Source organism: Deltaproteobacteria bacterium CG11_big_fil_rev_8_21_14_0_20_42_23 (assembly GCA_002796345.1).
Classification (GTDB): Bacteria; UBA10199; UBA10199; order 2-02-FULL-44-16; family 2-02-FULL-44-16; genus 1-14-0-20-42-23.
This window is the reverse complement of record PCXC01000078.1, coordinates 1-12108: the sequence shown is the minus strand read 5'-3', so window position 1 is coordinate 12108 and position 12108 is coordinate 1. Positions and strand designations below refer to the sequence as shown.

At 40.4% G+C, this 12108-nt stretch carries 17 protein-coding genes and 1 pseudogene; 7 read left to right on the top strand and 11 right to left on the bottom strand.

Going from position 1 to position 12108, the window contains the following annotated elements; translation table 11 throughout:
* Positions 1 to 81: 81 nt before the first annotated feature.
* A complete protein-coding gene (locus COV43_09065; GenBank protein PIR24704.1) occupies positions 82 to 753 on the top strand; it encodes a hypothetical protein in 672 nt (223 codons plus the stop codon).
* Between the two features lie 119 nt (positions 754 to 872).
* Positions 873 to 1052, top strand: coding sequence for a hypothetical protein (locus COV43_09060; protein PIR24703.1), 180 nt, complete (start codon positions 873 to 875; stop codon positions 1050 to 1052).
* A gap of 31 nt (positions 1053 to 1083) precedes the next feature.
* Here the strand turns inward: COV43_09060 and COV43_09055 are convergent, their stop codons facing one another.
* From COV43_09055 to COV43_09045, 3 genes are all read right to left on the bottom strand, one after another.
* On the bottom strand, positions 1084 to 1602 hold the full coding sequence (locus COV43_09055; GenBank protein ID PIR24702.1) for a hypothetical protein: 519 nt from the start codon (positions 1600 to 1602) through the stop codon (positions 1084 to 1086).
* On the bottom strand, positions 1584 to 2156 hold the full coding sequence (locus tag COV43_09050; GenBank protein PIR24701.1) for a hypothetical protein: 573 nt from the start codon (positions 2154 to 2156) through the stop codon (positions 1584 to 1586). Before COV43_09050 ends, COV43_09055 begins: the two co-directional genes overlap by 19 nt.
* Before the next feature lie 92 nt (positions 2157 to 2248).
* Positions 2249 to 2620: an RNA polymerase subunit sigma-54 gene (locus COV43_09045; protein ID PIR24700.1), complete on the bottom strand. Its 372-nt coding sequence runs from the start codon at positions 2618 to 2620 to the stop codon at positions 2249 to 2251.
* Between the two features lie 419 nt (positions 2621 to 3039).
* On the opposite strand from COV43_09045, the pseudogene COV43_09040 reads away from it, so the two are divergent.
* Positions 3040 to 4219: pseudogene (locus tag COV43_09040) on the top strand (cyclopropane-fatty-acyl-phospholipid synthase).
* Between the two features lie 914 nt (positions 4220 to 5133).
* On the opposite strand, the gene COV43_09035 reads toward COV43_09040, so the two are convergent.
* The 5 genes from COV43_09035 to COV43_09015 all read right to left on the bottom strand — a co-directional run bounded on the left by COV43_09035 (position 5134) and on the right by COV43_09015 (position 8389).
* Positions 5134 to 5640 (bottom strand): hypothetical protein, encoded by a 507-nt coding sequence (locus COV43_09035; protein PIR24699.1) that lies wholly within the window; start codon positions 5638 to 5640, stop codon positions 5134 to 5136.
* A gap of 184 nt (positions 5641 to 5824) precedes the next feature.
* Positions 5825 to 6343, bottom strand: coding sequence for a hypothetical protein (locus tag COV43_09030; GenBank protein ID PIR24698.1), 519 nt, complete (start codon positions 6341 to 6343; stop codon positions 5825 to 5827).
* A gap of 71 nt (positions 6344 to 6414) precedes the next feature.
* Entirely contained in the window at positions 6415 to 6867 is a 453-nt protein-coding gene (locus COV43_09025) for a polyketide cyclase (protein PIR24709.1), read from the bottom strand.
* Between the two features lie 68 nt (positions 6868 to 6935).
* Positions 6936 to 7313, bottom strand: coding sequence for an RNA signal recognition particle (locus COV43_09020; GenBank protein ID PIR24697.1), 378 nt, complete (start codon positions 7311 to 7313; stop codon positions 6936 to 6938).
* 152 nt (positions 7314 to 7465) lie between these two features.
* Positions 7466 to 8389 (bottom strand): hypothetical protein, encoded by a 924-nt coding sequence (locus COV43_09015; protein PIR24696.1) that lies wholly within the window; start codon positions 8387 to 8389, stop codon positions 7466 to 7468.
* Positions 8390 to 8409: 20 nt separating this feature from the next.
* On the opposite strand from COV43_09015, the gene COV43_09010 reads away from it, so the two are divergent.
* The gene (locus tag COV43_09010; protein PIR24695.1) at positions 8410 to 9462 is read left to right on the top strand and encodes a hemolysin; all 1053 of its coding nucleotides are present in this window, start codon (positions 8410 to 8412) and stop codon (positions 9460 to 9462) included.
* Positions 9463 to 9557: 95 nt separating this feature from the next.
* On the opposite strand, the gene COV43_09005 is transcribed toward COV43_09010, so the two are convergent.
* Together COV43_09005 and COV43_09000 are read right to left on the bottom strand one after the other, a co-directional pair.
* Positions 9558 to 10178: a MarC family transcriptional regulator gene (locus COV43_09005; GenBank protein ID PIR24694.1), complete on the bottom strand. Its 621-nt coding sequence runs from the start codon at positions 10176 to 10178 to the stop codon at positions 9558 to 9560.
* A gap of 29 nt (positions 10179 to 10207) precedes the next feature.
* Positions 10208 to 10438 carry a hypothetical protein gene (locus COV43_09000; protein PIR24693.1) on the bottom strand — a complete coding sequence of 77 codons (231 nt, stop codon included), beginning with the start codon at positions 10436 to 10438 and terminating at the stop codon, positions 10208 to 10210.
* Between the two features lie 343 nt (positions 10439 to 10781).
* Between COV43_09000 and COV43_08995 the strand changes: the two genes are divergently transcribed.
* Genes COV43_08995 through COV43_08985 form a run of 3 tightly spaced genes read left to right on the top strand, consistent with a single transcriptional unit; the run spans position 10782 to position 11710 of the window.
* The gene (locus COV43_08995) at positions 10782 to 11093 is read left to right on the top strand and encodes a hypothetical protein (GenBank protein ID PIR24692.1); all 312 of its coding nucleotides are present in this window, start codon (positions 10782 to 10784) and stop codon (positions 11091 to 11093) included.
* Positions 11094 to 11115: 22 nt separating this feature from the next.
* Complete coding sequence (locus tag COV43_08990) at positions 11116 to 11364, top strand: hypothetical protein (GenBank protein ID PIR24691.1); 249 nt, start codon at positions 11116 to 11118, stop codon at positions 11362 to 11364.
* 31 nt (positions 11365 to 11395) lie between these two features.
* Complete coding sequence (locus COV43_08985) at positions 11396 to 11710, top strand: hypothetical protein (protein ID PIR24690.1); 315 nt, start codon at positions 11396 to 11398, stop codon at positions 11708 to 11710.
* Positions 11711 to 11726: 16 nt separating this feature from the next.
* On the opposite strand, the gene COV43_08980 is transcribed toward COV43_08985, so the two are convergent.
* Positions 11727 to 11945 (bottom strand): transcriptional regulator, encoded by a 219-nt coding sequence (locus COV43_08980; GenBank protein PIR24689.1) that lies wholly within the window; start codon positions 11943 to 11945, stop codon positions 11727 to 11729.
* Positions 11946 to 12108: the final 163 nt, after the last annotated feature.

Sequence of the window (12108 nt, the reverse complement as noted above, 5' to 3'; positions counted from 1 at the left end):
ATGTGCATCATAGTAACTCTGGACTATAAAGCTACAAGCCTCCTCAATAATAAATGCTATTTTCAACATTGAGGAGGAAAGATGAAGAGCAAAGTGCGTTTTAGTTTCGTGGTTGTTGCAGTGTTAGTAACGTTGGGAAGTGTTTGTTCCAGCATGGCATTTGCGAGTGAGCATGCTGAAGAGAAAAAGAATAATAAGGTTTTTTTTAGAGGTGCTTATTCCAGGTTGATCACATCTCGAGGTAATGAAGTTTTCACCGATACCTTATCGGCAGCTGGTGTAAACGGTGGAAAAGGTGGGTTTTCCGTTGGAGCAGGTTTAGATTTGGGATTGATGAAGCCGGGGGAAATAGCTGGTGTAGCTTCACTTGCGGGTGAGATCTTTCTTGAGTATTCCCGGTTTTCACATGCCTTGGTAAGACAAACCACAAGCGCTTTGCTTGCTGGCACAAACAACAGCACCGTTGATGTCACCGAGTTGAATGTTGGTGTGAATCCAAAAGTGCGATTTGATAATCTTGGTCGCTTCAGACCCTTTGTCATTCCCGCTGGCTTGGCATTCTTAGTTGTTTCGCCTCCTTCAAACGATTCAACTTATTTAGACATCGGTCTCAATTTTGGAGCCGGTGTTGATTTTGAAGTGTGCAAATGGATGACTTTGGGCGTGGATGCTCGCTATACACACGGCTTCAAAACAAACAACACCAACACTTCCTATTTCTCAACAGGAGCTTCAGTGGGTGTGTTGTTTTAAGAATCAAAAACGAAGAAAAGTTTTTTCAAAACGGTTCTCGAAAGATGAGAGCCGTTTTTTTTTGTTAGGTCAATGAACTGTCATTGCGAAGTGTTTTGTGCTGTGGCAATCTCCTCGTGATGACACACACATATTTTTTGGAGAAAAAAATGATTAAAAAAATTATTCTTATTTTGGTTATCCTTGCTGTCTTCGGTCAGTTGTATTGGCAGTTTCTTTCTTCCAAAAACGACTTGGCGAAGAAAAGTGCTGCAATGGAGAAAGCCACAGAAGCTGAGCATAATGAATTACAAGAATGACAAACGAAGTTAAGATTACTTCGGCAGAAAATTAGTGGATTTTCTTCAGAGCTTCGGGGTTTAAAAGTATAATGGTGCGGCCGTGTACTTCGATAAGTTTGTCGGCTTTAAATTCACCGAGTGCGCGAACAACAGATTCAGTTGCAGTTCCCGCCATGCTGGCAAGATCATCTCGATTAACCATGATGTGAAATTTTTTTTCCCCATCTTCATGATAATGGGTTTCCAACGTGAGCAAAGCCTCTGCAACCCGCTTTCTCACGGTGTTGTAGGCGAGGCTCAAAAGCTGGAGTTCTTTTTCAACAATATTTCCCGAAAGCATACCGATAAATTTTTCTGCAACATCTTTGTTTTTGTAGAGCAACGAAATAAAATCTTCTTTGGAAATTTTGCAAATTTTTGAATCCTCTAAAACAATGGCAGATTCTGTGTGATCGCTGTTTTTCAGCAAGGGAATATATCCAAAAAAATCTCCAGCCTTGTATAAGTTTGTCACATATTCCTTTCCATCATCATGTGACTTGTATGTTTTTACTTTTCCTTTATCCAAGAAAAAAAGATGTTGGGGAATATCGCCCTCATGAAAAACGAGCTCATTTTTTTGTAGTGAATGAGAGAATTGTGATGAGAAAGAACGTTTAGCTCTTCTAATCCTTTTGTTTCATTTTTCTTTGTCAGTGTTTGCATTTCATCTCTTAACTCAGGTGAAAAGGTTTCAACTTCACATGAAGTTGCCTTGTATTCAAGGCGGCCTTTCCCCAGTTTTTCCAGTGAGAGAAACTCATCCAAAAAAATTGCCAAGTTCTGAACCAATTCTTTTATGGTTTGAATGTGCTGGTTTATTTTTTCTTGGTTCCCCTTTTGGTTATAGCGGTCAATAAGTGCGGCGGAAGTGAGAATGCCATCCAGTGAAGTGCGTAATTCGTGGGAAACCGTAGAGACAAAGCGAGATTTTAATTTGCTTAAGTCTTTTTCATTTTTTCCGATTTGTTTTCCGAGGCGTGCGTTTCTTTGCTGTAGCTCTGCAATGGCGTGGGAGGTCTTTTTTATTCCCACGTGTGCTTGATTTTCTCTTCGTCCACTTCTGTGTTTGAAGATAGCCATAGCACCTTCATGCCTACACTAGAATACTCCTTTCGGCAACCCCTTGAAAAATGGCAGGGGATGACGTCTCATTCAAAATTAAATCGACTATACTATAGTTTCTCCTGTTCGTCCGTGCGTAGTTCGTGGTATTTCACTTTTCCCTGTTGCTCATTCACGTAATCTTGTACCTGCCTTTTTGCTGCATTGAAAGCATCGCGTATGGCTACGTAGATGTCTTCGTGAGCCTGGTGTTGATCGGGATTGCGGCTGACAATAATTTCCTTTCCAGGAAGCGTAATCAAAATGTTGATGTGAAAAATATTTCCATGTTGATGGTGGTGTTGAAGTGCTTCAATCACCACGTGGCATCGTATGATGTGGTTTGAAAATCTATTCAATTTTTCTGCTTTTTTTCTTACAGCAGCTTCAATTGCAGCTGAGTGTGGCAATTCTTTAAAGGTAATCTGAAGTGGAATAATCATAAAGTTCCTCTCTTTCTAGAACAGGCCACATCACTCTGCACTCTCACAAACAAAAAACCATGATGTGACTCATGTTTCAAGCTGATCTACCCGGCACACCTTTCTGACACCAAAAAATAACTTTTTCCATGACAAAAGTTTATTCTCTCTTTGACGAAAATCATTTGTTTTTAAGAGGATGAAGATAGCCTCCACAAAAGGAGGGGTTATGAATAAACGATGGCTTACCATTGTTCTAGTTCTTGCAGCGATTCTTGTTCTCATCTTTGTTTTTCAGCCTAGGCAAGTTCCTGAAGACGGGAAAGTGAATCTGGGATCTCCGTTGCAGGAGCAAGGTCAAATTGACCAGCCTTAGGCTGAGGCGCTCTGAGGCTCATTTTACGGGCGGTGTTTGGTAATGCTCTGAGAGGAGTTTGTTTATGTCGACTCAAGATCTAGTAACGAAAAATAAAATTATTTCTCACATTTCTCAAAATAACAAAGCGAAAGAAGTGGCATCTGGTGCCATTGAGAGAATCAAAGGACTTTTTCTCGCAGCAGATGTTGTGGTGAATGGAAGCCGGCCTTGGGATATTCAAGTTCAAGATAAGAGATTTTACGCGAAGCTGCTTAGCCATGCTTCGCTTGGGTGAAGCTTATGTGCATGGTTGGTGGGAATGCGATAAGCTTGACGAGTGTATCAACAAAGTTTTAATGGCAAAGCTTGATCAAAAAAATATTTCGTGGCGCACGATGCTTGATATTTTGAAATCAAAATGGAGCAACCAACAAAGCATTCCAAAATCATTTTCAAATGTGCAAAAGCATTATGACATTGGGAATGATTTGTATGAACATTTTTTAGATAAGCGCATGATCTATTCCTGTGCGTATTGGAAAAATGCGTCCACGTTGGATGAAGCCCAAGAAAATAAATTGGATCTTGTCTGCAAAAAATTAGAGCTGAAGCCAGGAATGACACTGTTAGACATAGGTTGCGGCTGGGGTGGTTTTCTCAAGTATGCTGTGGAAAAATATCAGGTAAAAGGAGTTGGGATAACTCTTTCAGAAGAGCAATGCCGAAAAGCAACTAAAGAATGTGCTGATTATCCTATCGAAATTTGGATTCAAGATTATCGAGATGTACACAAAACATTTGATCGCATCGCCTCAATTGGCATGTTTGAACACGTCGGACAAAAAAATTACAAACACTTTATGCAAGTAGCTCATCGTTCTCTCAAAGATGATGGACTTTTTCTTCTTCACACCATCGGAGAAAATAAATCGGTTCATTTTATTGATCCTTGGATTCAGAAGTATATTTTTCCGAATGCAATGCTTCCTTCTCTTAAGCACATTGGTGAAGCAATTGAGGAATTATTTGTGATGGAAGATTGGCACAACTTTGGTTCAGATTATGATAAAACATTGATGGCATGGTTTCAAAATTTTGATCAGCACTGGGAAAAGCTGAAACAAAAATATGGAGAACGCTTTTATAGAATGTGGAAATATTATTTGCTTACTTCCGAGGGTGCTTTCAGAGCACGTTCGCTTCAAGTGTGGCAAGTGCTTTTGTCAAAGGGTGCGCGTTCGCGCGAAAGCTATTATCGATAATCTCTTGATCAAAAAAATCCGGCCACCCTGCAAATGCAGAGCGGCCGGACCTCTCACAGACTTTTCACTTCATCACATAAAATTGTTTCCAATAACAGAGGTGGTAAAGTGTAAACAGAAGTCTCATTACCTTTGTGCAACATTCCATGAGGGAGTCTGCTTTTTTCAGATGTTTGCATCTGACTGCTAAAATTGAAACCTAATGGCGTAATCATCATAGTGCGATAACTACTCGATCCCATCGAAGTAACCCACCTAAAGGCAGATGCTTTGGATGAGACCTTGCAATTAAGGGTGAGAATGATGGCCTGTTTTTTTTTCAGAGTGAGGCTCTCTGTCGCTTTTCGAAGTTTTTGTTTTGTAAAACTTAGGCGTCAAAGATGCTATGCCAAGTCTATCGACTTTGCTCTAACGCGAAGAAGGTACCCAGAAAGCTGTTGCGTTTCCTTAAGGGTTATCCTGCATCTTGAAAAAGGACCGTAACTCTTTTTTCACTTACGCCGATTGATCACTCGGTTGATAATGCAAATGAAAACAATTGTTCGATTGTGAGTCCTTTGTGTCGGAACCTCACCATCCCTTTTCCCGAAGCCCTCTGCAAGTTCCCGGAAAAAGTCCCCAGAACTTGGTTTGGGGCCAGGTTCCTTTTCTTTTTCCGTCTATTCGTATTTCTACGATGCCGCGCCCATTGAGCAGATGTGACGTTTGTACCTGTGGCTAGCAATAAGGATAGCCATCAGCTGCTTGCAGACTCAATTTACCTTTTAAACCTTTCGATCTAAAAGTGAGACTTAAAGTTTGTTGAATTGTGAAAGAACAGAAACAACCTAACGCCAATCACATGTATCGTTTTAAAAAATAAAACTCTCTGACAATAATCAAAAACTGAGCTGATTCTCATCAGAAAAGTTTCACTACGAACTCAGATAGCCGCCATCATTATGAGAAAGCTCCGAAATCATATCTTTGGCAATTTGAGTAAGTTTTTCATCGGCCAATTTTTCTTCGTGCATATTTTCTTTCAGCAGTTTGAGGGCTTCATGATTTCCAAGTTGCTTTGCCCAGGTGCACAAGTTTCCATAGGTGGCAATTTCATAATGCTCAGCTTTTTGCGCTCCACAAATTAACGAGGTGTCGCGAGCTACGCCTTTATCTTCATCTGAAATAAGTTCTTCACCTTCGCTTACTATTCCGTGCATGCCTTTGCAGTTTTTTCCTTTGGCAGATTTGTCAAACAGCTTGAAGACTTTTTCTAGTCGCGTGACGTGGTTTTTGGTTTCAGAAAGATGACTCTGAAAGGCTTTTCGTAATTGTTCGTTGTCTGCAGCTTTCGCCATCTTGGGCAAAGCCTTCACCAATTGCTTTTCCGCGTGCAGCATATCTTTTAATTCATGAATAAAAACTTCTTGAAGTGATTCCATGGCGGGCTCCTTTTGATTGGGTTGCGTTCATGTTTCTCATAAGCAAATGAAAAAAATCTACAATCAGAGAAACCCTGATTTAGGTATGGGGAAAACAAGGAAAAATAACGTGTGTTGAAAATGCATAAGTAAAAGATATTTTATGGTCTTTAAATAAGGAGGAAGAAAATAACGGAGGAAGTTTTTACTTCTGCTTTCGCTTCCAATACTTCGTTTCAGCATTTGCTTGCACAAAAATATAAGCCAGTGTTCCAAGTACAAGTATTGCCGAACGCCACTCAATGCCCATGAGCATAGCTTGACCAAACGCAATGAATACAAGGCTTACGTAAATGGGATGGCTCATAATACGGAACGGACCTTTGCACACGAATTCGCAATCGGTGTCATTTCTGTCTTGCCCAATTCTCCAACTGGCGCCAAAGCTAATAACAGACCATACTTGCAGTGCACAGCCTAAAAAGAAAAGTATACTTCCCAAAAAAGGATGCCATGTTGTTGTGAGTGGCCAGATGAAAATAAAAATCGTAAATAAAAGATGCAAGTGCGCGTAAAGATATTCGACTATGTCATATTTGTTTTTTGGAATGAGCGGAACTACAAAAGGCAGGCGATGATAGCGAACATAAAAAATGCCGGGCAAAAAAACAAAAGCCAAAATCAAATAGAAAAGCCAGGTTAATTGCGGAAATGAAATGTGCATATGTTTTTATTTGCTACACAACTAATGGTGAAGAGACAATTTTTAAATGAAGACATGCATCGAGGTTGTTTTTACATCTCATCCAAAATTTCTGGCTCCACCAGATGGGCCAGCATGGTGAGGGATTCTTGCCAGCCGAGGTAGCACATTTCAAGTGGGATGACATCGGGTACGCCCTCTTGAACAATTTTTAGCTCGGTGCCACAGAGCACTTTTTTAAAGGTGATGGTTACCTGCATTTCTCCAGGTAAATTCGGGTCGTCGAAGACATCGGTGTGTTTGATCAACTCATTCGGAATTAGCTCGAGGTACTTTCCTCCAAACGAATGACTTTTTTCGGTGCCAAAGTTGGTGAACGACATTTTGAACCCACCACCCACGCGCGCATCAAGCACATGCACCTTTGCGGTGTACCCAAATGGCGGAATCCAGCGAGTAAGTGCATCCGGCTCCAAAAAAGCGCGATACACTTTTTCAACCGGCGCACGTAAAACGCGATGTAAATAGACCGTATTTGATTTCAACATTGTTTCCTCCTCATCTCCAAACTAACAAGTACAATAATTTTCTGCACTCTTTTGAAACGCGTTCGCTATATCCCCACTTCAACTTTAAAGCCAGCGTAAGTAAAACGCTTCATGTCGAAGGGCATTTGCATATGGTCTTTGCCGTATTTTTTTTCAAAATATGCCATCACTTTTTTGTTCACGGCATTGCGATGCGATTTGGATTTATAAACAATAAACGAAAACCACGTCGCTTCACTTGGTTTTGTTTTTGCCATTTTTGGAAACAGAAACGTAACACACTTTGGTTTCGAATCTTCAATTTTGCATTCTTTGTAATCGAGCGCACCAAATTTCATCCACACTTCTTTCGCTTCTCGCGCCATTTTTTTGTACTGGGCAGTATTTTTCTTCGGGACAGAAAGCACAAACCCGTCCACATATTTTCCTTTAGTTATCTTCATCATCATTTCCTCCCTAAGCGTAAAGGTTTTCATTATCCAACTGTTTACGATTATGGGCCTATCAGATTGATGTGCAGTTTGTCCACCTGTAGAAGAAATAAGTGGGGACGGTTCCCTCCTTGAAAGAGATTGAAATTATTTCGAAATTTGGGTCAGATCTGATGAGGAGGTTTTTTAGTGAGAGAAAGCAGAATTGATAAAACAAGAATGCTAGCGATAATTCCTAAAGCAATGCCAATTGGAATTTTTATGAAATCGGCAAGTAACATTTTTCCACCAACAAAAATTAAGATCGCAGCTAAGCCATAATGTAAATAGTAAAAAAGCTTCATTAACCCACCTAGTGCGAAGTAAAGAGCTCTTAGCCCAAGAATGGCAAAGGCATTGGAACTATAAACGATAAATGGATCTTTAGTAACCGCCAAAATAGCCGGAATAGAATCAAGCGCAAAAATAATATCAGTTGTTTCAATGACCAACAGAACAATAAATAAAGGAGTAGCCAACCACTTAGCATTTTCTCGAATAAAAAACAGTCCACCGTGGTGTGTCTTCGAAACGGGGATGAGTTTTCGAAACAGTTTTAAAACAGGGTTTTTATCAGGATGAATCTCTTTATTTTTTTCAAGAGCCAGTTTAATTCCCGAGGCGATCAGAAAAAAACCAAAGATATAAATGACCCAATGGAATTTTTCGATCAGCACGAGACCGGTAAAAATGAAAAGTGCTCGGAACACAAGAGCTCCTACAATTCCCCAAAAGAGCACTTTGTGTTGATAGAGAGCTGGAATCTGAAAATATGAAAAAATTAAAACGAAGACAAAAATATTATCGACCGAAAGCGATTTTTCAATCAAGTAGCCGGTTAAAAATTCCAACCCAAGCTGAGGGCCTTTCCAGAAATAAATGGCCAAATTAAACAATAAAGCTAAAGCCACCCAAAACACACTCCAGCCCAAAGCTTCTTTCATGCGAATCTCATGTGGTTTTCGATGAAAAACCTTCAAATCCAAAATGAGCATGATGAAAATAAAGAGATTGAAGAAAAGCCAAGCTAGTGGTGAGATATCAGTCATAAGGAAATTGAGATTAATCTATGAGTGAACTTATAGCAATGTTGCTGTGTATTGTTGCCAACGGTTTTTTAGCCTTAGCTGAAATGGCATTTGTTGCTGTTGGCAAGAGGCATCTCAAAGAACTTTCCCGTACAGGAAACGCCAATGCTCGGAGACTTTTAGAGCTCCGTGATAAGCCCGAGAGAACACTATCTGTGCTACAAATTGGGATTACTTTATTTGGAGCCGTAGCTGCAGCCACCGGCGGAGTGGGGATGGAAGAGGCTGTAAGTCCTTATCTGGAAAATGAGCTTGGATTAAGCGAAAGAATTGCGGAAGTGGTGGGTATTGCGTTGCTTGTTGTTCCCTTCACCTATTTAAGTGTTGTTGCTGGGGAACTGGTACCCAAGACCTTGGCCTTACGAAACCCTCTTCGCGTGGCTCTCGCTTCAGCCAAATGGCTGGTGTTGGCGGATAAGATTTTTATGCCGGCGGTGAACATCCTGGAATGGTCCACGAAAAAGCTTCTGTGCGTCATAGCTCCTCGGTCGAAGACAGAAACTTCTGAAAGCGCCGAAAATGTGCTGGATATCGATTATCTAAGTCCACTGCACAGGCAGTACGTTTTTAATTTGGTCAATATCGAGAACAAGAGAATTCGTGACATCTATTCTCCCCTAAAAAATGTGGTGTCAGCTTCCATAAATGACTCGACGGAACAAATTCGTCTGCTTTTCATCGAATCAGCTTATACACGTTTTCCGGTTTTCAAAAATGGGGAGGTCAAAGGTATTCTCCATTCAAAGGAATTCATGGCTTTACAAGCCTCTGGCAGGGCTGATTGGCGGGAATTATTAAGGCCTGTGCTGGTGGTCAAACCCAAGGAGTCACTATTGAAAGTTTTGAGGATGATCCAAGATGGAAAAACTCAAATGGTCATTGTGCAAGAAAAAAACGAGGTGCTTGGTATTGTCACATTAGAGGATATTATTGAGGAGATCATCGGAGAGATTTTTGATGAAGATGAGGAAGGTGCTGTTAAACATGTCTTAAGTACCAAGGCTTCCTTGCGCCGTCCGAACGATAACAATTGAGACTCTGAGTAAGGTGGTGCTCAATACTGGTGTAAAAAACTTCATATTCTAAATTTTGCGCGCCATATTGTGAGTTTATCGAAACGTTTTATGGTTTAAATAAAGAAATAGCTCTTTACTCCTTCGAGCACAAAATTAACGGCTATTGCTGCTAAGATTAATCCCATAATACGACTCAATACACTGGCGCCCGAATCTCCAATGATACGATAAATGTACTTAACTAAAATAAGAAGAAATGTTAGGAGAAGAACTAAAGCAACAATTCCAAGCGTGACACTTTGATGAAGGGCAGAAAAACGGTGGTTATCGGTAAGAAGCATAACTGCGACGATGGCGCCAGGCGATGCTAGCGATGGCATTGCAATTGGGTACAAAGCAGTTTCTCGTCCTGATTTCATAAGAGAAACTTCACGCCCTGGTTTCCCCTCACCAAAAATCATACTGAGTGCGAAAATGAACAAAATTATTCCACCTGCCGTCTGAAAGGCAGCAAGAGGAATGGCCATTGATTCGAAAATGAATTGTCCTGCAATCAGAAAGAAAGACAAAATCATCAACGCATAACTGCAGGCTTGAAAAGCGATTTTCACAGTGTCTTGATCAGCATGTTTTTTTGTGAACTCAATAAAAACAGGTATCGTACCGATAGGGTCAATAACAACCCATAGTAAAATAAAATTCTTTAAGATTTCATCTAATGTAATTGTTGGCATAAAAAATTTTTAATAACAGGGAGGCAGTGTTAGTTTTTTGAGGGCTTCCCTTTTCCGATGAATGGCTTTCCTACCACTTTGGAGGGTGTTTTGCAAAATGAATAACCGCCCAAGGACGTTTGTGAAAAACTATCTTCAAAGAGGGCAAGTTTTGACTTTTCACTTTTACAGGGGGTGAAGATAGATGGGCTGATTAAACGAATTGTGTCCCAAGAGTGTCCCACACCACTAAAAAAACACACAAAAAAAGCAGAGCCCAAAAGGACTCTGCTTTTTCATTTGCGCGCCCGGCAGGGATCGAACCTGCGGCCTTCTGATCCGTAGGGTGCTAAAGCAAAATGAGTTAAATGTCAAAAAAATAAGTCTTTATTTATTAACCACTTCCAATGCTCATCTCTGAAGATAACTGACAATTTTCGACTGTTTTTGATTGGTGGTTGCAGGAAAGTTGCAGGATTTTTGGGTATCGATGCATTTTTTGATGCGAAAATTTTCTCTCTAAACATTGCCCTTCGTTCGCCTTAAATATTGTTCAAAAAAATGAACGTAATATGCTTTTCATTGTTCTACTTCCGGGATACCTCTCATCAAAAAGGAGCATATATGAAGCAATTTGCCTTGTTCTTGGTTTTGATCTGTGCAGTTTTTCTTTCCTCGCGTTCGGCTATCTCTGGATTAAATTTGCAGAGAGAAAATGTTATTGAAGGCGAGCAGATAAAAGAACGCTTGAATAATATTATTCAAAAGAATGTTGTTGATTCACAAATATGTAAAGATCAGAGCAGTAAAATGCTTTTTGCTCGCAGTGGTTGTTGCTCTTGGCATCAAGGCGTATGTGGCTGTGATGATAGCAGTGACAGGATAATATGTTGCGATGGTACTTTAAGCCCTTCGTGTACCTGTAGTGGATATTGAAAATGAAGATGGGAGATCAGTAATGAAATTATATGCTTTAGTACGTCTTTTGTTTGATTACGGAGGTCCCTTCTTTAATTTGATTGGTTCAATATTGGTTGCTTTTTCTTTTGGTAAAAACCTTGGAGGGGCCTACCAAGAGACTGGAAATGGGAAAAAAGTTTATTTAGCTTCTTTTCTGCATCCGAGCTTATTCAAGATTGGTTTACCTATGATAGTATTGGGTTCTCTTTTAACTCTTTTAGATAAAATTTTTCCCCATTTCCTTTGAAAAACAATCAAAAAATCAGTAAGAAGGAAACATGGCACGAGGTGGAAAACGAGAAGGGGCTGGGCGTAAGAGCGGGGTTGGCAACTTGCTTACTGAGGAGTTGCGATCCAAGATTGATCCTGTTCCCCTCATAGGTTTTTTGCAGGATTTGGCTGAAGGCCGTATTGAAGGAGCTTCGATCTCTGAACGTAAAGAGGCTGCTGTTGCTTTACTTCGAAAAGTTCTCCCCGATTGTAAATCTACAAGCGTCCATTTGGACCAGGACCCAGGTATCGTCATTACCTATGAACAAGCACGAGATGCACTAGAAGCCTATGATGAAAAAGGTGTATCAGTAGAATTTTAGTTTTGAAAAGTCAGCGTTAGGGTAACAAATCGCTTGGGTGGCATTTGAAGGCTTTTGCTATCTTGTAGAGAAACTGTACTGTTGTGTTGGTGGTGCCCGCCTCAATGCGTTGACAGTGCTTCCAGCTGATGCCATACTCCTCAAGGTCTTCTTGCCTCAAATCGGCTTCAATCCTCATTTCCTGTATCTTCTTTCCTACTTTTACAAGCAGGGGATCTCTTTTCTTGGGCCTCATATGTGAGGTCTTTGTATTTTACTTTGACAGTTATCTACACCGCATATATGAGGTGTTTTTTAGTACAATAGTCCCCCCTGAAAAACCCTCCATGAGCACATCGAAGTGAGTAATGAGAGTGGTTTACGGTTTGGTGTTGTTGAAAAAAGGGCGTTTGAAATTG

What these genes read in the sequence shown, in the direction of transcription:
- COV43_09060 (PIR24703.1), top strand. Translation starts at nt 873, where the DNA reads ATGACACACACATATTTTTTGGAGAAAAAAATGATTAAAAAAATTATT.
- COV43_09015 (PIR24696.1), bottom strand. Translation starts at nt 8,389, where the DNA reads ATGACTGATATCTCACCACTAGCTTGGCTTTTCTTCAATCTCTTTATT.
- COV43_09020 (PIR24697.1), bottom strand. Translation starts at nt 7,313, where the DNA reads ATGAAGATAACTAAAGGAAAATATGTGGACGGGTTTGTGCTTTCTGTC.
- COV43_08985 (PIR24690.1), top strand. Translation starts at nt 11,396, where the DNA reads ATGGCACGAGGTGGAAAACGAGAAGGGGCTGGGCGTAAGAGCGGGGTT.
- COV43_08995 (PIR24692.1), top strand. Translation starts at nt 10,782, where the DNA reads ATGAAGCAATTTGCCTTGTTCTTGGTTTTGATCTGTGCAGTTTTTCTT.
- COV43_09030 (PIR24698.1), bottom strand. Translation starts at nt 6,343, where the DNA reads ATGCACATTTCATTTCCGCAATTAACCTGGCTTTTCTATTTGATTTTG.
- COV43_09050 (PIR24701.1), bottom strand. Translation starts at nt 2,156, where the DNA reads ATGGCTATCTTCAAACACAGAAGTGGACGAAGAGAAAATCAAGCACAC.
- COV43_08990 (PIR24691.1), top strand. Translation starts at nt 11,116, where the DNA reads ATGAAATTATATGCTTTAGTACGTCTTTTGTTTGATTACGGAGGTCCC.
- COV43_08980 (PIR24689.1), bottom strand. Translation starts at nt 11,945, where the DNA reads ATGAGGCCCAAGAAAAGAGATCCCCTGCTTGTAAAAGTAGGAAAGAAG.
- COV43_09045 (PIR24700.1), bottom strand. Translation starts at nt 2,620, where the DNA reads ATGATTATTCCACTTCAGATTACCTTTAAAGAATTGCCACACTCAGCT.
- COV43_09005 (PIR24694.1), bottom strand. Translation starts at nt 10,178, where the DNA reads ATGCCAACAATTACATTAGATGAAATCTTAAAGAATTTTATTTTACTA.
- COV43_09035 (PIR24699.1), bottom strand. Translation starts at nt 5,640, where the DNA reads ATGGAATCACTTCAAGAAGTTTTTATTCATGAATTAAAAGATATGCTG.
- COV43_09010 (PIR24695.1), top strand. Translation starts at nt 8,410, where the DNA reads ATGAGTGAACTTATAGCAATGTTGCTGTGTATTGTTGCCAACGGTTTT.
- COV43_09065 (PIR24704.1), top strand. Translation starts at nt 82, where the DNA reads ATGAAGAGCAAAGTGCGTTTTAGTTTCGTGGTTGTTGCAGTGTTAGTA.